Raw genomic sequence first — 19,899 nt, 5'->3', positions numbered from 1 at the left:
ATAAGGTTCAAAATGAAAATAGTTAAAGATTTCAACATCAAAGAATATTCACAAAAGTTAATTGATTGGCTAAGTGATACTTGTATGAATTAGCTTGCTGAAGGATTTGTCATTGGTCTTAGCCCGGTTGGTATAGATTCAGCAGTTGCAGCTTCTTTAGCTGTCAAAACTGAATTATTAACTACAGCTTTAATACTACCATCAAAAAACAATCAACACCAATATATACAAGATGTTCTAGAACTTGCAGAGAAAATTAATATTGAACATCATATTATTGCAATTCAAACAGCATACGAAACTTTTCTTGCGTCAACACAAAAATTTACCAATACCAAACATGATAGATAACTTATAATTAAAGGAAATACTCAAGCTCGTTTGAGGATGATGTATTTATATGCCTGTGCTAAACAATATAATAGAGTGGTTATTGGTACTGATAATGCTTGTGAATGGTATATGAGATATTTTATAAAGTTTGGTAATGAAGCTACTGATATTCTTCCACTAGTTAATCTCAAAAAATCTCACATTTTTGAATTAGGTAAATACTTAGATGTTCCTAAAAATATACTTGATAAAGCTCCATCTGCTGGACTATGGCAAGGACAAACTGATGAAGATGAAATGGGAGTAACTTATCAAGAAATCAACGATTTCTTAGATGGTAAGCAATTTCAGCAAAACCTCTAGAAAGAATAAATTTCTGGCATAATCGTAGTCATCATAAGAGAAAACCAGCTTTTACTGCTAATTTCTAAATATACTTAACTAATTTTCTTCTACAAAACGAAACATAGATATTGGTTAGCTCTTATTTTTTGCAGTAAAATAATCAAAAATAACCACCTATTAGAATCTAAAAATGAAAAAATTACTCTTAGTATTACCTATATTTTCAACACTTACTTTTTGTGCTTATATTGAAGATTATAAGTAAGCCACAAGAAGAGCTATATATCAATATCACATCTCCTCATACCAAAAATGTAAACTTTAATAAAAAAGGAGAATTACCCAAAGATATAAAAAATCAAAAATATTACAATGTTGAAGTTTCTGGATCAGCACTAGAAAATTGTGATGTAATCGACTATGGTGACGTTAAAATCAAACGCTCAGGAATGAATAAAATATTTATTGGCGATTTTCACGTGACTGGGATATTGTTAGAATAGATTGTCGTCAAGGTATAGACAATGGAAAAAATGGTGAAAAACATGATTTAGAAATTAAAGTATTTTCTAATGAGAAAACTTATCATACAAAAACAGAAGTAGAACATGGATAAGATTAAACAAGTAATTTGGTTTTGATTAAGGTTTTACGATAGAAAAGCTAAAGTACCTCTAGCTAAAGAATTATAAGTAGAAAAGGATATTCTATTCTAGAAAGGAAATGTCTTAGTAACTTCAACAATTCTTTGTCCAAATTTTAATGCTATCATTCTATCTCCAGAAGGTGGATTAATATCCGGAGTATTATTCTCAGATTGAGCCATCACACCAAGATAGAAGCCGATTCCATTAACAACATCTTCTTTACCCGCAGAACCTTCAGATGATTGATTATGCTCTGCTTAACCAACCCAAATCATCCCATGCTGTGCAGCAAAAACTACTAACTGCATCAAATAATTTAACTTATCACCACTGAGGTTATGAGAGTTTGTAAAGCCAGCAGTAATTTTATTTTTCCACTTTTGCTCGTACCATTTTCTAGAGCTTTTCTCCATGAACTCTTTTAATCTCTTCAGCTAAAACTTTTGTATGTCCATAAACACTATAATAAACTTTTGCTAATTTTTTCATAATTATCTCCTATTTTACTTTTTTGCAACATCTAATTAATATAACTTCAGAATCCTCTATAAACTCTATAATTATCTCATTTTCATTAACTACCTTCATTGCATCTCCAGTTTTAGCGATATTTAATCCTATTTTTATTTGACTAGACACTACTGTGGTAAAAGTTGTCTGATAATATTTTTGTCTTGGCTCAATCCATATTTGATAAAACAAAAGTACTTCATTTTCTAAATTATATTCAGAATGAAATATCCTCTTACCTGCCACATTACTTGAATATTACCAGGTGTAATTTTGCCATAGTTTCCATATGAGTCTCTATATGTAATAACCCCTTAGTAACATAAATTATTATTTCTATATTTCTATGTGGATGGGTAACAAATCCATAGTGAGGCATTACAATGTCATAATTTATCACTTTCAAATACCAAAACCTATTCTGGATCATAATAACCATCAAAACTAAAATGATGCTTAGTATCTAACCAATAAAATGAACTTATACCTAAATCAGCGTATTTTATAGTTTTTATCATAACCTTTTCCTAGAAGTTAGGTTATTAAAGCGATTATATAGAAAAAAATTTACCAAAAATTGAATTATAAAAGATTATTTTACTGTAAATATTACTCAAAAAATTTCTTAGCGTAGTCTTTAACATTATCAAACCATGTTTTACTCTTTGGAGCATGTTTGTTTTGATAATCTTCTCCTAAGCTATCAGCAAATTTTTCCAATAATTCCTTTTGCTCAGCATTTAAGTTTACCGGTGTCTCTACTACAATCTTACATAATAAGTCACCTCTTCTGTGCCCTCTCAAAGATTTCATACCTTTTTCACGTAGACGAAAAACTTTGCCTGTTTGAGTTTCAGGAACAACTTTTAAGCTAACTTCGCCATCAAGTGTCGGAACTTTGATATCGCCACCTAGACAAGCTTTGGTAAAGCTAATCGGCATTTCACAATAAAGATTAATATCTCTTCTTTCAAAAATCTTATGCTCTTTAATTATGATTTGAACATACAGATCACCGTTCATAGCACCATTCAAACCAGAATCACCCTCGCCTTGAAGCCTGACTCTATCACCACTATCAACGCCCTCTGGTATTTTAATTTTAAGAGTCTTTTGCTTCTTGACTTTACCGCTACCATAACAAGCATCACAAGGATCAGTAATACTATAGCCAGTACCATTACATACTGGACATGTTTGTTCAAAAGCGAAGAAACCTTGTTGTCTACGGATATTCCCATGACCATGACAAGCATGGCAAGTAGTTTTTGTTCTAGATTTAGAACTTATACCATCACAACTATCACACGACTCCATCCTAGGTATAGTTATATTTTTCTCAACACCAAAGAAAGCTTCTTCTAAAGTTATTTCTAAAGTGTACTCTAAATCGCTACCTCGAGATGCTCTAGACTTAGCAGAACCACGCGAAGCTCCTCCACCAAAGAAAGTATCAAAAATATCTTCAAAACCACCAAATCCACCAGCTCCAGCACTTGCTTGTTGATTTACCCCAGCATGGCCGAATTGATCATATCGAGCTTTTTTACCATCATCACTTAAGATTTCATAGGCTTCAGATATTTCTTTAAATTTAATCTCTGACTCTTTATCACCAGGATTACGATCTGGATGATATTTCATCGCAAGCTTTCTATAAGCTCTTTTGATTTCAACACTTGAGGCAGTTTTTGATACATTTAGAATTTCATAGTAGCATTTCTGTTGCATTTTACTTAACCTAAAAATTTTGGACAGATTATTATAATAAAAAGAAAAGTTTGGATAAATCACACTTTATTGATTATTAAAAGATTACTTATTTTTTTCGTCTTCAACATCCTCAAAGTCAGCATCAACAACATCTTCATCTTTTTTAGATTCTTCAGCTTTAGCACCACCTTGAGCACCAGCAGCTTGAGCTTGCTCAGCATAAGCTTTCTGAGCTATAGGTGCAAATGTTTCTTCTAGAGCTTTAGTTTTAGCTTCAATTGCTTGTTTATCATCACCTTTAGTTGATGCTTCAAGCTCTTTACAAGCTTCTTCGATCTTATCTTTTTCTTCTGCTGTTACTTTATCACCTAGCTCTTGAATTGCTTTTCTTGAGCTATGGATTAGATTATCAGCAGTATTTCTAACAGTTACAAGATCATGGAATTTCTTATCTGCTTCAGCGTTAGCCTCAGCATCTTGTACCATTTTTTCGATATCTTCTTCAGATAAACCACTTGAAGATTTAATTACTATATTTTGCTCTTTACCAGTAGCTTTATCTTTTGCAGATACATTTAATATACCGTTAGCATCTATATCAAAAGTTACTTCAATTTGTGGCATACCACGTGGTGCTGGTGGGATATCTGCTAAATCAAATCTACCTAGAGATTTGTTTGCAGATGCCATCTCACGCTCACCTTGAAGTACATGAATTGTTACTGCAGATTGGTTATCTTCAGCTGTAGAGAAAACTTGTGACTTTTTAGTAGGGATAGTAGTATTTCTCTCGATAAGCTTAGTCATAACACCGCCCATAGTCTCAATACCTAGAGAAAGTGGAGTTACATCTAGTAAAAGTACATCTTTAACATCACCAGCTAATACACCACCTTGAATAGCCGCACCGACTGCTACAGCTTCATCAGGGTTGACATCTTTACGCGGCTCCTTACCAAAGAACTCTTTTACTTTCTCTTGTACTAGAGGCATACGAGTTTGCCCACCTACTAGTAATACTTCTGTAATATCAGACTTGCTTAAACCAGCATCTTCTAAAGCTTTCTTACAAGGATCAAGAGATCTCATTACCAAGTCAGAAACTAAAGATTCAAATTTAGCTCTAGTTACTTTGATATTTAAGTGCTTAGGTCCTGTTGCATCAGCTGTAATATATGGCAGGTTAACATCAGTTTGTTGTGCTGATGATAACTCTACTTTTGCTTTTTCAGCAGCTTCTCTAACTCTTTGTAAAGCTAGTTTGTCATTATGCAGATCTACACCTTGCTCTTTTTTGAACTCATCGATTAGATAATTCATCAAAGCTAAGTCAAAATCTTCACCACCTAAGAAAGTATCACCATTTGTTGATAATACTTCGATCTGGTTGTCGCCATCAACATCAGCAATTTCAATAATTGAGATATCAAAAGTACCGCCCCCTAAATCATATACAGCTATGGTTTGCTCACCTTTTTTAGAGTCAACACCATAAGCTAGAGCTGCTGCTGTAGGCTCATTAATGATTCTTTTAACATCAAGACCTGCAATTTTACCAGCGTCTTTTGTTGCTTGTCTTTGGCTATCGTTAAAGTATGCAGGTACTGTAATTACAGCCTCTGTAACTTTCTCACCTAAATAATCTTCTGCTGTTTTTTTCATTTTTCTTAAAACTTCAGCCGAAACTTGTGGAGGAGCCATTTTTTTGCCATCTTTAGTAGCAACCCAAGCATCACCATTATCAGCTTTAACTACTGCATAAGGTACTTTCTTTTTAATATCTTCTTGTACAGCCTTATCGTCATACTTACGACCTATAAGTCTCTTGATAGCAAAGAATGTGTTATCAGGGTTTGTCACTGCTTGTCTTTTAGCAGCTTGACCTACTAGTATTTCACCATTATCAGTATATGCAACTACTGAAGGAGTTGTTCTATGTCCTTCAGCGTTTTCAATAACTTTAGCAGTCTTGCCGTCCATAATAGCAAGACAAGAGTTAGTAGTTCCTAAATCTATACCTATTATTTTTCCCATTTGATTCTCCTGTTTTTATTATGTAATTTTTTAAATTTCAAATCCATCTAGCCATTAGATGGGCATATTTTATAATCTTTTCAAGTGGTTTTTTAATTTTTTACTATGACAACTTTTGCAGCTCTAACAACACGACCATTTAACATATAACCCTTTTGAAACACATCAAAGATAGTATTATCTTCAAATTCAGGATTAGGAATCATCGCCATAGCTTCATGTAGATTAGGGTCAAATTTCTCACCCTTTGGATCTAGCTCTTCTACACCATTTTTCTTGAGTATATCAACTAGCATTTTTGCTGTTAACTCAATACCATCTTTCATTGCAATAGTTTCTTCAAACTTAACCTCATGCTTTAATGCTTGTTCAATACTATCAATTACAGGTAAAAGTTCTTTGGCAAACTTCTCTATGCCAAATTTACGAGCATTAGATACATCTCTTTCAGCTCTTTTACGAATGTTTTCCATTTCAGCATTCGCTCTTAAAGCATCATCTTTAAATCGATCACAACTCTCTTCGAGCTCTTTTATAGTATCCTTTGTTCTTTCTAGTTGTTCTTCTACAGATAATTCTTCTATAGCTCTATTAGCACATCCTCGCTCAGTTCCTACTTGTGCTTCTGTTTCAATATCAAGACTTTTATCTTCTACTTTACTTTTTTCTTGCTTACTCATAAAATAACCTTTTATTTTAGTTATGTTAATACTACAATTTGTTAGATACTTTGTTAGATAGTGGTTAACTCTATATTTTCAAGAAATTATTGGTATTTATTTTATATGAATATTAAAAAAGTAAAGGAAACTTTAAAAAAAGTAATTATTATAGTTAGTTTTATACTTATAACTGGGTGTAATAATCTTACTGCTCAGCACTACTTAACAAAAAAATACTCAAAAAACATAGATTATAAAAAATCGAGCTTCGAAGATTTAAGCAACTGGGATAGTTCTGATCAACTTGAATCTTTTAATACTTTTAAAAGATCATGTGAAAAGATATTAGAGGAAAATAAACCCGAATATTCAAACTGGATAAATATCTGCCATAAGGTAGTAACTACAGATTTAAACACTAAACAACAAGCTAAAATATTTTTTGAGCTGAATTTCACTCCATATCAAATAATATACAAAGGAAAAGATACTGGTTTATTTACAGGCTATTATGAGCCTTTGATGAAAGGTAGTTTAGTTAAAACTCTACAATATACTGTACCTATCTATTGTACTCCTGATAATTTAGTAAAAAAACCTAAAGGCAATGATGGCTTTTCTTTCGGGATGTATCAAAATGGTAAATTTGTTCCTTATTACTCACGTGAAGAAATATCAAAGGGTGATCTACTTCCGAAAAAAGATGTTTTAGTATGGGTAGAATCAAAAGTTGACCGGACATTTTTACAAATTCAGGGCTCTGGTCGCATCCAAACTGACAGTGGTGATATTCTTATAGGTTATGATAGCCAAAATGGCCATGAGTATAGACCTATCGGTAGATATTTGATTGACCATGGTTATATGAATGCTGAGCAAATATCTATGCAAGCTATAAAAGCATGGCTTGATGATAATAAAGATAAGATTGATGATGTTCTAAATTATGATCCTTCTTTTGTATTTTTTAGATATATTGATCGTAAAAATGCTGTAGGCGCACAAGAAGTTGAACTAACACCTGGATATTCTCTTGCCGTTGATAATAAATACTACCTGTATGGTGTACCTTTATGGTTAGAGACAGATTACTTTGCTGATAATCAGCATAATACTAAGCCTCTTGATAGGCTAATGATAGCTCAAGATACAGGTGGAGCTATAAAAGGTGCAATTAGGGGTGATGTATTTTGGGGACATGGTAAACAAGCAGAATTTAACGCCGGTCACATGAATAACCGCGGCAAACTATGGATACTTTTGCCAAATGACTGATACAAAATATTTTGACACTATAATAATTGGTGCCGGAATCTCTGGTATCTCTTTAGCCAAACGATTAACTGATGCATTAATAAAAAACTGTATATTTGAGGCTAATAAGGTCGGTGGTTGTATTGACTCAATTTCATACAATGATTTTTGGTTTGAGATGGGAGCTCATACCATATACAACTCTTACAATGAAACTATAGAATATATTCGCAATAACTCTCTTGAAAAAGATATCCAATCAAGAAAAAAAGCACCATTCTTATTAGTTCAACCAAGTAATAAAATTCAAAGTATTTTTACAAATATTAATCCGTTTACAGCAGCTCTTAGTTTTTTAAGAAATAGAAAAGCCTCAAAAGAAAATAAGACTGTTAGTGAATATGCTACAAAGCTATTTGGTAAAAGAAATTATAATCAAACTTTGAAGTATTGTTTTGATGCTGTATTATCTCAAAATAGTGAAAACTTCCCAATGGAATATTTATTTAAAAAATATGATAGAGATACGACATTACCGCGAAGTTTTACTCTAAAGAATGGTTTAGCTGAGCTTTTTAAAAAACATAACCAAAATGTTATAAAAGAAGCTGTCATAAGTGTAACAAAACACCAAAAATGGCATATACACACAAACCATGCCGAATATACTTGTGAAAATCTCTGTTTTGCAACACCATGGGATGTGACCGAATCTTTATTAGAAAAGATATTACCAAACTTAACAAAACATCAATACAGGCCTACAATATCGAAACTAATAAGTGTAGGAATTGTTACTAGTAAAACAAGTTTAAAACATATTAAAAACTTAGCCGGCTTAATTGGTAAACAACAATTCTTTTATTCTGCAGTTTCACGAGATGTTGTCGATAATCCAAACTATAGAGCAATTGTTTTCCATTGTTGTAATTATTTTTCTGAAAATGAGTTATTAGATAAAATCACAAAACTGTTAAACATAAAAAAAGAAGAGATTCTGTATACATATATCAAAAATAACGCCCTGCCATGCTATCACCACAATCATAGCCAATTTCTAGAAGATCTAGATAAAGAGTTACAAAAACACCCTAATCTTTTTATAAGTGGTAACTTTTTTGACAGATTAGCAATTGAGAACTGTATTCTAAGGTCAAATAATCAAGCAGATAAAATTATTCAAAATAAAAAGCCTTAATGATTTGATTATTTCGCGTGAAAAATGTATCATGTAGTCTGCTTAAAATTTTAAAGTCAAATAAGCTAAAACTAGCTTGCAAGTCAAGAATTTTTTGCAAAAACTGAGTAATTGACAACAATAAATAAAGGAAAAAAGATGAAAACGTTTACTGCAAAACCATCAAATACCAAAAGAGAATGGCTTTTGATTGATGCTACAGATAAAACTTTAGGTCGTCTAGCTACTGAAGTAGCAATGATCCTAAGAGGAAAAAACAAACCAGAATATACTCCTCACATGGATACTGGTGATTATGTTGTTATCGTAAATGCTGAAAAAATAGCTATAACTGGTAACAAAAGAAAAGCAAAAACTTATTACCATCATACTGGTTATATTGGCGGTATCAAATCAGTATCTTTCGAGAAGCTAATAGCAACTCATCCAGAAAGAGCTATTGAAAAAGCTGTTAGAGGGATGCTTCCTAGAACTCCACTAGGTCGTACTATGTTTAAAAAGTTAAAAGTTTATGCAGGTGAAACTCACCCACATACAGCTCAACAACCTAAAGCTCACAATATTTAATAAAGGATAGTAAAATGTCAGAATATAATTATGGTACAGGTCGTCGTAAAAGTTCTGTAGCTCGTGTATTTATGAAAAAAGGTACTGGTCAGTTTATTGTTAATGGTCTTCCATTAGAGCAATACCTATGTCGTGAAACAGACTGCATGGTTGTAAAGCAACCTTTAGAACTAACTAACAACACTGATAACTTTGATTTCAAAGTAACAGTTAAAGGTGGTGGAACTACTGGTCAAGCGGGTGCTATCCGCCTTGGTGTCACTAGAGCTTTAATTGAGTATGATGAGACTCTTAAACCAGCTCTTCGTGAAGCAGGTTTTGTTACTCGTGACCCACGTAAAGTTGAGCGTAAGAAATTTGGTCTTAGAAAAGCTCGTAGAAGAAGACAGTTCTCTAAGCGTTAATCTATTATATTACCTTTATATTATTCTTTTTATTTTATTACTAGGAGGATACAGTCTTGCTTTTATACACAAAAAAAGATGATATCTATAGCGATATAGTCCGCGTGATCCTTCTTATTAAAGGAGCTAATGCAAAAATTATAGATGTTTCTAAAGAAGAAAATTCAAAACATCTAGAGGAGCTAAATATCATCACACCTAATGGCAATATCCCTACGCTTAGTACTGATGATTTTGCTGTATATAGACTTAGTGTGATTATAGAAGCTATAGAAGATTTATATCCGTTTCCTCCAATGTTTCCGGTATTTCCAAAACAGCGTGCTAATGCAAGAATATTGTTAGAATATGTTAATAAAACATTTCTACAAAACATTTTCAAGTTAGAAAACCCTGATTTTGATGAAAAACAAGCCGTCGAAATAAAAATGATGATGCAAAGGGATATAATTAGCACCTACAAAACAATAGTTAGCGAAAGAGAAATAAACGCAGAAAGTAATCCTGATGCGCAAAATATAAATGTATTGACTCTGATAATAACTTTTGTTTTTTATTATTTCATTAAGCTAAAGATCTCGATACCTACAAAAGATAAGAATATTATCAAAGAGATTAAAGAATTACTTAGTGAACCTAACTTTATAAAAACCATCAAAGCAAAAGGAGTTCAGTATGTCTATGCTTAGAGCATATGTAGTTAAAGCTACATACAACTGGCTAGTTGATCATGGATTTACACCTTATGTTTTAGTTGATACTGAATATGAAGGTGTTGTAGTACCTACAAAGTATATTGATGAGGATAAAAAAATACTTTTAGATTTATCTCCTCAAGCAATACAAGATTTAGCTATTGATGATAACCATATTAGTTTTGATGCAACATTTGATGGTGAGCCAATGTCTATAAACATTCCTATGGAAGCTGTCTTAGAAGTATTTTCTAAAGAAACAGAACAAGGAATGTATGCTCGTGAATTTGGTTATGGTATTAATATTAATGAAGGTGAAGATGACGAAACTGCTAATCCCAACAAAATAAGTCAGACAAATTCAGGAAATGTTCTTTCGCTAGATTAGTTTTTTACTCTTAATTCTTCGAAGTAATTTTTATAATTATAGGCAAATAAACTACTACAAAACTCAAAGGTATACATATAAAAGCCCAATAAAAAATAAAGTCTTCTTGATTAAAAATCAAATAACAGTATAAAGCGCTTACTACTCCCACTATTGTGCTTAAGATAGCTCCTAATAAATTAGGTTTACTGCTATAAAAACAATATAATAAACTAAATGCTAATGCTGCTATTAGGAATATTAAAAAGTAACATCTTATCAAGAACACGATCAATAAAAGTATTAGCAACCATATAACTTAAAATAATTATAACCACTACAGTAATGATGTTATTTTTATCAGTTTTATGCTTATGAAAATGGACAAAATAAATTGATGACATAGTATTTCAAAGGTCTGCGATAGTTGTCAGTGCTATTTAAAATATCACAATATAAAATATTACCAACACAGGTTCTAAAAAGTTTTATATCTTTTGACCGTACCAAGGTGATAGAATACATGTAAAGGCAGTAAGAATTGTTAGAGTAATTGAAAAAGAAATTGGCAAATTCGTTATATGAGTTCGATCAATATTTTTAAGTGACGAAGTATCAGTTTGATAAATCAAATATGCCAAGTATACAAATAATAGTAATGATAGCATTAAACCACACACTACAGCACTTATTAGCCAATGATTATAGCTAGGTAAAAGTTCTTCTAAATAAAAATCGTAGTAGAATATATAAAATTAGCACCAAAAACCCACCCCATTGCTATTAGCAAACATAACGCTACTAATAGACCAAATGCAGTATTATAGCGCTGAAAAAACAGATAACATCAAAATTTTTCCATTTTTTCGCGGCAGCAAAAGAGTAAAATAATAGACTAATTAAAAAAATCATCCCTAAAGATAATGCCGAAAAACCATAAAGATAACCTAAGCTTAAAAAAGCTATTAAAGTAGATATATTTAATTCTGTCATCACTAATGTCTCTGTCAGAGCAAAAATTCCTAAGCTTTTACCAACGGCATAATAATCTTCTGATTTACTCATTTCAAAGTAGTGGCTGTATTAACTTATAGCTTTTTCTATGAATATCTAATATGCTATATTTTTCTATATTTTCTAAATGCTCTTTTGTCGGATAGCCCTTATGTTTAGCAAAGCTATACTCTGGATATAATCTATCATGCTCAAGACATATTCTATCTCTATGTAACTTTGCCAATATTGAAGCTACTGATATTTCTATAACTTTTGAGTCACCTTTTACTATAGCTTCTGAATTATAATCCCAATTTGGTAATTTATTACCGTCAACTAGCACTTTATCAAATTGCCCTTTTAATATTATCTGCAACTTGATACATAGCTTTGAGTGTTACCTGTAGAATAATTTAGCTCATCAATTTGCTATAGACTAATTTCTACTATCGTATATGCCTTTACTTGAGTGATTATTTGCTGATATAGATATTCGCGTTTTTTCTCAGTTATTTTTTTGAAGCAGCAAGACCATCTATACTTACATTAGATCTAAGATAACACCTGCAGCGACTACAGGTCCTGATAATAATCCATGCCCTGCTTCATCTATATCTAGTAATAATCATATTACCTATCCTATAATTATCTAATGATGTTAAAAAACCTCTCAAAATATTCACTTCTTGACTCTCAAGCTCAGATCTTTGAAAAAGTCTTCGTATTTTGTCCATCACATGTCCTGTCCTAGTTTATCTTTATCTAAAAACCCCTCCTTTATCATACTATCTTCAAAGTGCTGATATAGACCTTGTAGCTCTTTGACAGAAGCTTTTTTGTGCAAATAATTATATTCAGGAACTTCTTTTAGGTTACTAATCTCAACTTGCTTGCTCATAAATTCATAGGCTACTAATTTTGAGCTAGGTTTAATGAAGTATAGCCTTCATTTGGAGGTATATAAGCATGGACATTACTCATCAAAAGTTCTTCATTTAGCAATCCTATTCTATCACTCCCAAATAATATCACAATCTTTTGGTTAGACTTTTGAATTTTAGCAAGGATATTTGTCGCAACTTTAGTGATAGGCTCTATAGGCAAAGATACTCTGCGTACTCTGGCACTTTGTACCAACAATATAATCAATATCCTCAAGAGCATCTGCTAGGCTAGTTACTATAGTTGCATTTTACTACCTCAATAAGCATGACAAGATAGTGCTATTGCTTCATTATCAATGCCTTTTTTAGGATTTACAAGCCATAAGTTTTCAGCCCCATACTTAACATTGCTCTAGCAGTAGAGCCAACATTACCACTATGAGATGGCTCAATTAGAACTATACGTATATTATTAAATAGATTATTCATTACTAGTATTAATAATTAAATTATACAAATCTTCGGAATTCTCTGCCTGCTGAAAATACTGCTGTGTTTTATCTTCTTTTAGATATAAAGCTAATTGTTTTAACAGCTCCATATGAATTGGAGATATATTATCAGGGGGAAAAACACCTACTGCTATTTTTATATTATCATTGACAGAATTATCATAATAACTATTTTTTAATGTGACAATAATTAACCTAGTAGTCATAAGATTCTCAACTCGACAATGAGGAATATAAATATTTTTACCAATATAAGTATTACCTATTCTTTCGCGCTTATAAATATTTCTAAGTACAAGATCTTCACTTACATTAGGGTAAGTATCTGCAATTCTATTTGCAAAAAACTCAATTAAGCGTTTTTTAGACTCAATATTCAAATTTAATATGATATTCTTTTTATCAATAATAGCTTCTAAATTCATAGGTAAAAATTTGATAGATTTGCGTAAAGAAGAAATATTATTCGCCGTGATTACATCTCATTTTATCTTTGTGTTTTTTTAGCTGACGCGCTAACTTATCTTCAAGCATATCTATAGCTGCATATAAATCTTTGTCTTCTGCTTTTGCAACAAATTCACTGCCAGGAACTGTAACTATAGCTTCTGCTACTTGTTGATCTTTCTCAACATCTAATATAACTTTAGTTGAAGTAATATTATCAAAATAGTGTCCAACTTTACCTACTTTTTCATTAACATAGCTTTTAATTGAATCAGTAACTTCCACATTTCTACCAGTAATTTGAATATTCATATAAACCTCCGAATTTGAATACCGAGCCTGTAGAACTTTATAGAGCTCTATTTTAATAACCACCTAAGTGATATATTTGTAATCATATTATACAAGCTAAATATTATAAAGCAAAGTAATGAACAATAATGTAAAACAAATTTTAACTTCACTAACTCTTATCGCAATTACAGTATTATCATTTATCCTTTTTGCCCCTTTATTTATTTTTTTAATAATCTTTCTGATGATTTCTTTGTTTTTTATACGTAGAAAAATAATTAAAGAAAATCCGGAATTTTTCAGACAATATAAAAGCAAAAAAGGTAGAATTCTTGATCAAGAAGATGATGTTAATTTTGATAATTCAAGTCAAAAGTTAAGATAAATATGTATACAAAGGATACTATAGTTGCATTAGCAACTCCTCAAGGTAATGGTGGTATAGGTATAGTTCGCATATCAGGGATAGATGCTCTAGCGATAGCTGAGAAACTTACTAAAAAACAGCTAAAGCCTCGTTATGCAACATTCTGTAATATTTATCATGATAGTGAAATGATAGACCATGGTATAGTAATATTCTTTAATGCGCCTTTTTCATATACAGGTGAAGATGTTGTAGAAATACAGTCTCATGGTAATCCATTTATATTAAATTTGATTATCAAAGCGGCTCTTAATTGTGGTGCTAGGATGGCAAAGGCTGGAGAGTTTACTGAAAGAGCATTTCTCAATAATAAAGTTGATCTGGCTCAAGCAGAAGCTGTTGCTGATATTATTAATGCATCATCAGAAATAGCAGCTAAGTCTGCAGCTAAATCACTTCAAGGAGATTTTTCTAAAGAAATAAACAATCTTCTAGAAAAACTTATCTACTTAAGAATGTATGTAGAGTCATCTATTGATTTTCCAGAGGAAGAAATAAACTTTTTAGAAGATCAGAAAATTCACACTAGTCTAGAAGAAATATACAAGGTTATTTTAGCGGTAAAAAATAGCTGTAAACAAGGTGTTATCCTTGCTGAAGGAGTTACATTAATATTAGTTGGAAAACCAAATGCAGGTAAGTCAAGCATATTAAATGCTCTTGCAGGCAAAGAATCAGCAATTGTAACATCAATCGCAGGTACAACTAGAGATATTGTCAAAGAACATATTCAAATAAATGGCGTCCCTATGCATATAATTGATACTGCAGGGTTACGCAACAGTGATGATATCATTGAAAATGAAGGGATTAAAAGAGCTATCAATAAAATTCAAGAAGCTGATCAAGTGCTATTTGTAACTGATGACTATACAAGTAGTCAAGTTAAATTTAGTGATATAAAACAAATAATTCCTGAATTTTATGATCAAATTCCTAAATATATTGATATTACATATGTACATAATAAGATAGATCTTCTCAAAGAAATTCCACAAAACCATGACAATCATATATATATATCAGCTGAAAATAACATTGGCATTGATAAATTAAAACAACACATTCTAAATAAAATTGGCTATACAAATCAAAATGAAAGTATTTATACCGCACGCGAAAGACATGTTACAGCGATAAACAATGCTTTTGAACATATTAAGCTTGCCAAAGAACAATTAGAACTTGGTAATGGCGAGCTTTTAGCTGAAGAGTTGTTAATTGTCCAAGAGTACCTTAATTCGATTACTGGTGAGTTTAGTTCAGATGATTTATTAGGCGAAATATTCTCAAGTTTTTGTATTGGTAAGTAACTTATCTATTATGCTATTTACTAGTAATAGCTATTCATCCTCTAATTGTTGAACTCTAGATGGTTCTTGTTGTTGCATGTTTTTGCCATTAACTACTGAGTTGTTATTAACAAACTTATTTCCTCTAGTATTAAATGAATATCCAGCTACAATTGCATAGGAATTTGTTAAATAATTATAACAACTAAAATTATTAATACCTTTCTCATAGCAGTTAGTTACTCGTTGTTGTTTAGATTTTTATTATTACATTAAATTTAATTGGTTAAAAGAATATTTCCTTAGTAATGATTTTTTGAAAACTATTATAAATATTACAAATTATTTAAAACAATTTATCTTGTAAGCATACATCGACAAACTTAACAAACTCCCTTTATATAATTACTACGCACACCAGTAGCACATATCAAGTAAAAACTTGTTTTACCAAAATAATATTCACTTAAACTAGTTCTATATTTGCTTTACTATCAGCAAAAATATATAAAACATTAATAATTCTGTTACATTTAGTTGCTAAGTTAATATTATAAATAGCATTATTAAGAAATAAATCAGCATTAATATTAACTTCTTGACTAGAATATTATCTTGTTCTGAGAAACCCACCAAAATATTCTGACACTTATCTTTATCTATAAAGCCCACAATAATATGGTTTTCCAATTCCCTTATTATCTGAGGAATTCCCTTTTCTTGAATATATTTTTTAGAGACATAAAGCTTATTCCTAGCGTACAATTATTGGCTGTCGGTTTTCTGTCGTAATTGCTATATCTATATTATCTTTTACTAAATTCAACAGCTACTGCTGTATAACTAAATATTAGCTGCACATAAGGGTAAGAGTAGCGTGTATAAAATGTATCAAGCTTAGGAGCAAGAATATTATCAAAAAATAGTTTTGGTATCTCCACTCTTAAAATACCATTAACTTGTTTAGAATTATTAACCCATTTTTGAAGTATCATAAGCTTGTTCTTCGATTTAACTAAAGTTGTTTATATAGTGGACACTCACCTTCTGCTGTCATTTCGATAACATCTCTTGAATTCCTCTTTAGTAGATTAGTATTAATAGATTCCTCTAAACTTTGAACTCTACGTGAAACTGCACTCTGAGAAACATTTAACTGTTTTGCTAACTCAGTAAATGTTACTATATTAATAAGCTTAACAAAAAGAAAAATATCATCAAAATTCATAGACCCCTCCATTTACGCATAATAGTTATGCATTTCTTGCTATAGACAAATTAATACTACTATAAATATACTAACAGCGTAAATGGACTATATTGGGTAAATATGTATTAAGTAATTTTGCTACCGTTGAGGAAGTTCTTAATAACCTTGATAATTATCAAATATACAACCCTCCGCTAAAATTAATGGTGAAGAGAGTAACATTCCTGTTCATTATATGGTTGAAGATAAAACAGGAGATAACGTACTAATAGAGTATATAAATTGTAAATTAACTGTACATCACAATGTTAAAGCAATCAGTAATGAGCCAAGTTACGATCAACAACAAAAAATTCTTAAATAAGCTAAAGAACTTGGTTTTTATAATGTTGATAAACTACCTGGTGGAGCAAATTCTGCCTATAGATTTGTCAGAATAACTTTTATAAGTGAAAACATTCCAGAGCCAGAGGCAAAATCTATGGATTAAGCTTTTAATTATTATGTTTTCCGGTGCTGACTCAGTTTCCGTACCATTTATAAAATGGCTATAGGAATGAAAGTCTAAATAATCCAAGCTTTTAGAAGATAAATGGTCAACATAATGGAAATCAATAACATCATTATCACAAAATAAATTATATGTAGTAGATACTCTAATAGGTAGTAGAGTGTATGTTGATTTAAATGAATTAAACCTAGACAAAGGTCAAGCTGTTAGGACGATCTCGCTAATGAATGATAGCTTAACTGGAGATATCACTAATGATATGATCCCTATAAAAGATACAGAATAAGTTAAAACTTAAAACTAGGAAAAATCCAATAAGAAAATAATATTAATATTATACACTATAGTAATTGCTTCTTAAGCAGCAATAATACATCAAGCTTATTCTTACTCGATGGTTATTTATCATCTTATTAGTATAATAAACTCTTAAATCAATTTCTATAGCAAACATTTTGTTAAAATACTCTAAGTTTTAAAACACACAGACTAAACTAATGCTATCTCTAATAGGAAAAACTCCTATAATAAAACTTAAAAACACAATAAACAATCATAATCTTTATGCTAAATGTGAATGGTTAAACCCTACTGGTAGTATCAAAGACCGTGTTGCAAAATATATTTTAGAAGATTTAATTATCAATAAAAAAATATCATCGAAACAAGCTATTGTTGAAGCTAGTTCTGGTAACATGGGCACCTCTCTTGCTGCGATCGGTAAATTATATGACCATCCAGTATATATAACTTGCCCTGCCAAAACTGGGAAAATTAAAAGAACAATGATAAGAAGTTTTGGTGCCAATTTGACTATTTGTAAAAATACTGCTGATTATAAGGATAAAGATTTTTATGTCAATAAAGCTAAACAAATAGCTAAAGATATAAGTGGTATATTAATTAACCAGTATGATAATCAACTAAATACTGAATGCCATTACAAAACTACAGGGCAAGAAATAGTTAATTATTTTCTAACTCAGTTATTTAATATTGATTACTTTATAACTGTTGGTGGATCTGGTGGTACAATTACCGGATGCGCAAAAAGAATAAAAGAGATCTATCCTCAAACTAAGGTTATTATGCCAGACCCTAAAGGTTCGGTTTACTATGATATTTTTCATCATGGAGCTCCAATTCAAGAAAACATCCACAGCTATAAAGTAGAAGGTCCAGGTAATCCAGTTTTTTGCAATTCAATGGATCTTTCATATATTGACGAAATAATACAATTTACTGATGACCAAGCGATACAAGGATGTCATTATTTAGCTAATGAACAAGGTATTTATGCTGGACATAGTAGCGGTGCTAACTATTTTGTTGCCAAAAAACTAATTGAAAAATTACCACAACATCAAAGTTATAACATCCTTATAATGGTATTAGATAGTGGTATGAAATATACTTTTGAATAACATAATTAAAAAATTTTATGTACAACATTTTATATTTACTGCTATTATTTAATTGTAATTGTTAAATGTAGGAGTAAATAAATATGCCAGGTATACTAATAAGTTTTACGTTACTTTTCATTTCAATATTAACTGCTTGGTTCAATAGACGTTGGGGAGTCATCACATTCAGCATTTTCCTAATTGTAGCTGGACTTGTATTTTTACATCACACAACAAATCACTTACCCATCTACTTATAATTATAAAGGAACTGCTTATGAAAAAGTTTATTGAAAATGACCTAATTAAAGCTTTAAGTGCTATAGAACTAATGGGAATAACTGTAATTATAATTGCTGCTTTCTATTTCCAGTTTGCAATGGATGAACTTCCTTGTCCTTTATGCTTATTACAGCGATTAGGGCTATTAGCAATTGGATTTGGTTTTTTACTTAACATTCGTTTTAATATACGTCCTAGCCATTATGCATTATCACTACTAGCTGCAGTATTTACATCTTTTGTTTCTCTTAGACAAATTGCCTTACATGTTACAGATCCAGTTGGATTCGGTTCAAGAATTTTAGGTATGCATATGTACAGCTGGATATTTGTAACCTCAATGATCGCTATAATTTATATTGCTATAGTTACGTCATACTCTAGACAATATGAATTACGTACACGGCCTCAAGAAATATCCCAAGCAAAAAACAACATTATACGTATTTTCAATAAAGTTATATTTATAATTTTTCTTTTAGTTATCTTTGCTAATGTAGCTTCCACATTCTTTGAGTGTGGTTTACATGAGTGTCCAGATAATCCTACTACTTATCTCATAAATAACTACACAATTGATTTTTTTAAGTTTATAAAACTAACTAAGCATACTGGAGATGTATCTTGATAATTTGTTTGAAGTCGACTACTCAAATTCAAGGTACAAATAGTCTGCTGCTGGTTATTCACAAAATACTGGGCTTAAGATAGTCAGCATTTTAATATTCGCAGCTTATATATTCAAAGTACTTAGCATTCTCTAACATATAATCACATCTCTTTGTGACAAAACATCTCTCATACTCTTTCGATAATCCAATTATATCGATAACCTAAAATATTGATACAAAATTCTTAAAGTTACATAGGAAGAAAAATTAGCAATATGTATAAGTTTATAAATGCCAA

The 19,899-nt window shown here is 31.0% G+C and carries 18 protein-coding genes and 8 pseudogenes; 15 read left to right on the top strand and 11 right to left on the bottom strand.

What is annotated here, in order from left to right; genetic code table 11:
* Positions 1–12: 12 nt before the first annotated feature.
* Both nadE and C9379_RS00125 read left to right on the top strand, forming a co-directional pair.
* Positions 13–764, top strand: a pseudogene (gene nadE / locus C9379_RS00130) (NAD(+) synthase).
* Between the two features lie 104 nt (positions 765–868).
* Positions 869–1,294, top strand: a pseudogene (locus C9379_RS00125) (hypothetical protein).
* A 288-nt stretch (positions 1,295–1,582) separates the two neighbouring features.
* On the opposite strand, the gene C9379_RS00120 reads toward C9379_RS00125, so the two are convergent.
* The 5 genes from C9379_RS00120 to grpE form a co-directional block, all read right to left on the bottom strand.
* Positions 1,583–1,738 (bottom strand): flavodoxin family protein, encoded by a 156-nt coding sequence (locus C9379_RS00120; protein ID WP_318263416.1) that lies wholly within the window; start codon positions 1,736–1,738, stop codon positions 1,583–1,585.
* A gap of 85 nt (positions 1,739–1,823) precedes the next feature.
* Complete coding sequence (locus C9379_RS00115; protein ID WP_318263417.1) at positions 1,824–2,081, bottom strand: cupin domain-containing protein; 258 nt, start codon at positions 2,079–2,081, stop codon at positions 1,824–1,826.
* Positions 2,082–2,444: 363 nt separating this feature from the next.
* Complete coding sequence (gene dnaJ / locus C9379_RS00110) at positions 2,445–3,566, bottom strand: molecular chaperone DnaJ (protein ID WP_143385173.1); 1,122 nt, start codon at positions 3,564–3,566, stop codon at positions 2,445–2,447.
* Between the two features lie 84 nt (positions 3,567–3,650).
* Positions 3,651–5,582 (bottom strand): molecular chaperone DnaK, encoded by a 1,932-nt coding sequence (gene dnaK, locus C9379_RS00105; RefSeq protein WP_143385174.1) that lies wholly within the window; start codon positions 5,580–5,582, stop codon positions 3,651–3,653.
* A 92-nt stretch (positions 5,583–5,674) separates the two neighbouring features.
* On the bottom strand, positions 5,675–6,262 hold the full coding sequence (gene grpE, locus C9379_RS00100; protein ID WP_143385175.1) for a nucleotide exchange factor GrpE: 588 nt from the start codon (positions 6,260–6,262) through the stop codon (positions 5,675–5,677).
* A gap of 105 nt (positions 6,263–6,367) precedes the next feature.
* Between grpE and mltA the strand changes: the two genes are divergently transcribed.
* From mltA to mglB, 6 genes are all read left to right on the top strand, one after another.
* Positions 6,368–7,519, top strand: a complete 1,152-nt coding sequence (gene mltA, locus C9379_RS00095; protein ID WP_143385176.1) for a murein transglycosylase A — start codon at positions 6,368–6,370, stop codon at positions 7,517–7,519.
* Positions 7,512–8,696 carry an NAD(P)-binding protein gene (locus C9379_RS00090; RefSeq protein WP_143385177.1) on the top strand — a complete coding sequence of 395 codons (1,185 nt, stop codon included), beginning with the start codon at positions 7,512–7,514 and terminating at the stop codon, positions 8,694–8,696. Before mltA ends, C9379_RS00090 begins: the two co-directional genes overlap by 8 nt.
* A 138-nt stretch (positions 8,697–8,834) precedes the next feature.
* A complete protein-coding gene (rplM, locus tag C9379_RS00085) occupies positions 8,835–9,263 on the top strand; it encodes a 50S ribosomal protein L13 (RefSeq protein ID WP_143385178.1) in 429 nt (142 codons plus the stop codon).
* 14 nt (positions 9,264–9,277) lie between these two features.
* Positions 9,278–9,667, top strand: coding sequence for a 30S ribosomal protein S9 (gene rpsI, locus C9379_RS00080; RefSeq protein WP_143385179.1), 390 nt, complete (start codon positions 9,278–9,280; stop codon positions 9,665–9,667).
* 56 nt (positions 9,668–9,723) lie between these two features.
* Entirely contained in the window at positions 9,724–10,356 is a 633-nt protein-coding gene (gene mglA, locus C9379_RS00075) for a transcriptional regulator MglA (RefSeq protein ID WP_143385180.1), read from the top strand.
* Complete coding sequence (mglB, locus tag C9379_RS00070; protein WP_143385181.1) at positions 10,343–10,750, top strand: transcriptional regulator MglB; 408 nt, start codon at positions 10,343–10,345, stop codon at positions 10,748–10,750. Before mglA ends, mglB begins: the two co-directional genes overlap by 14 nt.
* On the opposite strand, the pseudogene C9379_RS00065 reads toward mglB, so the two are convergent.
* The 5 genes and pseudogenes from C9379_RS00065 to hpf all read right to left on the bottom strand — a co-directional run bounded on the left by C9379_RS00065 (position 10,747) and on the right by hpf (position 13,880).
* Positions 10,747–11,794 (bottom strand): annotated as a pseudogene (locus tag C9379_RS00065) (SLC5/6 family protein). The gene mglB and the pseudogene C9379_RS00065 overlap by 4 nt on opposite strands.
* 1 nt (position 11,795) lies before the next feature.
* Positions 11,796–12,338: pseudogene (locus tag C9379_RS00060) on the bottom strand (ribonuclease HII).
* A pseudogene (locus C9379_RS00055) lies at positions 12,331–13,098 on the bottom strand (RNA methyltransferase). Before C9379_RS00055 ends, C9379_RS00060 begins: the two co-directional pseudogenes overlap by 8 nt.
* Positions 13,091–13,546 (bottom strand): PTS sugar transporter subunit IIA, encoded by a 456-nt coding sequence (locus tag C9379_RS00050; protein ID WP_143385182.1) that lies wholly within the window; start codon positions 13,544–13,546, stop codon positions 13,091–13,093. Before C9379_RS00050 ends, C9379_RS00055 begins: the two are co-directional and overlap by 8 nt.
* Before the next feature lie 37 nt (positions 13,547–13,583).
* A complete protein-coding gene (gene hpf / locus C9379_RS00045; RefSeq protein ID WP_143385183.1) occupies positions 13,584–13,880 on the bottom strand; it encodes a ribosome hibernation-promoting factor, HPF/YfiA family in 297 nt (98 codons plus the stop codon).
* A 118-nt stretch (positions 13,881–13,998) separates the two neighbouring features.
* Here hpf and C9379_RS00040 point away from each other — a divergent pair, with 118 nt between their 5' ends.
* On the top strand, positions 13,999–14,247 hold the full coding sequence (locus C9379_RS00040; RefSeq protein WP_143385184.1) for a hypothetical protein: 249 nt from the start codon (positions 13,999–14,001) through the stop codon (positions 14,245–14,247).
* A 2-nt stretch (positions 14,248–14,249) separates the two neighbouring features.
* Entirely contained in the window at positions 14,250–15,602 is a 1,353-nt protein-coding gene (gene mnmE, locus C9379_RS00035; protein WP_143385185.1) for a tRNA uridine-5-carboxymethylaminomethyl(34) synthesis GTPase MnmE, read from the top strand.
* Positions 15,603–15,927: 325 nt separating this feature from the next.
* On the opposite strand, the pseudogene C9379_RS00030 reads toward mnmE, so the two are convergent.
* A pseudogene (locus C9379_RS00030) lies at positions 15,928–16,809 on the bottom strand (LysR family transcriptional regulator).
* Between the two features lie 78 nt (positions 16,810–16,887).
* Here C9379_RS00030 and C9379_RS00025 point away from each other — a divergent pair.
* From C9379_RS00025 to C9379_RS00005, 5 genes and pseudogenes are all read left to right on the top strand, one after another.
* Positions 16,888–17,370, top strand: a pseudogene (locus C9379_RS00025) (linear amide C-N hydrolase); the annotation flags it as partial.
* 92 nt (positions 17,371–17,462) lie between these two features.
* Positions 17,463–17,588: a hypothetical protein gene (locus C9379_RS00020; RefSeq protein ID WP_318263418.1), complete on the top strand. Its 126-nt coding sequence runs from the start codon at positions 17,463–17,465 to the stop codon at positions 17,586–17,588.
* A 211-nt stretch (positions 17,589–17,799) separates the two neighbouring features.
* Positions 17,800–18,726: a PLP-dependent cysteine synthase family protein gene (locus tag C9379_RS00015; protein WP_143385186.1), complete on the top strand. Its 927-nt coding sequence runs from the start codon at positions 17,800–17,802 to the stop codon at positions 18,724–18,726.
* A gap of 83 nt (positions 18,727–18,809) precedes the next feature.
* Positions 18,810–18,968 (top strand): DUF5993 family protein, encoded by a 159-nt coding sequence (locus C9379_RS00010; protein WP_318263419.1) that lies wholly within the window; start codon positions 18,810–18,812, stop codon positions 18,966–18,968.
* Between the two features lie 17 nt (positions 18,969–18,985).
* Positions 18,986–19,549: pseudogene (locus C9379_RS00005) on the top strand (disulfide bond formation protein B); the annotation flags it as partial.
* Between the last annotated feature and the right edge of the window lie 350 nt (positions 19,550–19,899).

Origin of the sequence: Francisella-like endosymbiont, from assembly GCF_003069505.1 — a bacterium.
In the GTDB taxonomy this organism is placed as follows: domain Bacteria; phylum Pseudomonadota; class Gammaproteobacteria; order Francisellales; family Francisellaceae; genus Francisella.
This window is presented reverse-complemented; position numbering and strand designations above follow the sequence as displayed.

Bases quoted from the DNA above. Each gene is read 5' to 3' on its own strand.
- grpE (WP_143385175.1), bottom strand. From the start codon at position 6,262: ATGAGTAAGCAAGAAAAAAGTAAAGTAGAAGATAAAAGTCTTGATATT.
- dnaK (WP_143385174.1), bottom strand. From the start codon at position 5,582: ATGGGAAAAATAATAGGTATAGATTTAGGAACTACTAACTCTTGTCTT.
- C9379_RS00090 (WP_143385177.1), top strand. From the start codon at position 7,512: ATGACTGATACAAAATATTTTGACACTATAATAATTGGTGCCGGAATC.
- C9379_RS00040 (WP_143385184.1), top strand. From the start codon at position 13,999: ATGAACAATAATGTAAAACAAATTTTAACTTCACTAACTCTTATCGCA.
- mglB (WP_143385181.1), top strand. From the start codon at position 10,343: ATGTCTATGCTTAGAGCATATGTAGTTAAAGCTACATACAACTGGCTA.
- C9379_RS00010 (WP_318263419.1), top strand. From the start codon at position 18,810: ATGCCAGGTATACTAATAAGTTTTACGTTACTTTTCATTTCAATATTA.
- hpf (WP_143385183.1), bottom strand. From the start codon at position 13,880: ATGAATATTCAAATTACTGGTAGAAATGTGGAAGTTACTGATTCAATT.
- mnmE (WP_143385185.1), top strand. From the start codon at position 14,250: ATGTATACAAAGGATACTATAGTTGCATTAGCAACTCCTCAAGGTAAT.
- rpsI (WP_143385179.1), top strand. From the start codon at position 9,278: ATGTCAGAATATAATTATGGTACAGGTCGTCGTAAAAGTTCTGTAGCT.
- mltA (WP_143385176.1), top strand. From the start codon at position 6,368: ATGAATATTAAAAAAGTAAAGGAAACTTTAAAAAAAGTAATTATTATA.
- dnaJ (WP_143385173.1), bottom strand. From the start codon at position 3,566: ATGCAACAGAAATGCTACTATGAAATTCTAAATGTATCAAAAACTGCC.
- C9379_RS00120 (WP_318263416.1), bottom strand. From the start codon at position 1,738: ATGGAGAAAAGCTCTAGAAAATGGTACGAGCAAAAGTGGAAAAATAAA.
- rplM (WP_143385178.1), top strand. From the start codon at position 8,835: ATGAAAACGTTTACTGCAAAACCATCAAATACCAAAAGAGAATGGCTT.
- C9379_RS00050 (WP_143385182.1), bottom strand. From the start codon at position 13,546: ATGAATTTAGAAGCTATTATTGATAAAAAGAATATCATATTAAATTTG.
- C9379_RS00015 (WP_143385186.1), top strand. From the start codon at position 17,800: ATGCTATCTCTAATAGGAAAAACTCCTATAATAAAACTTAAAAACACA.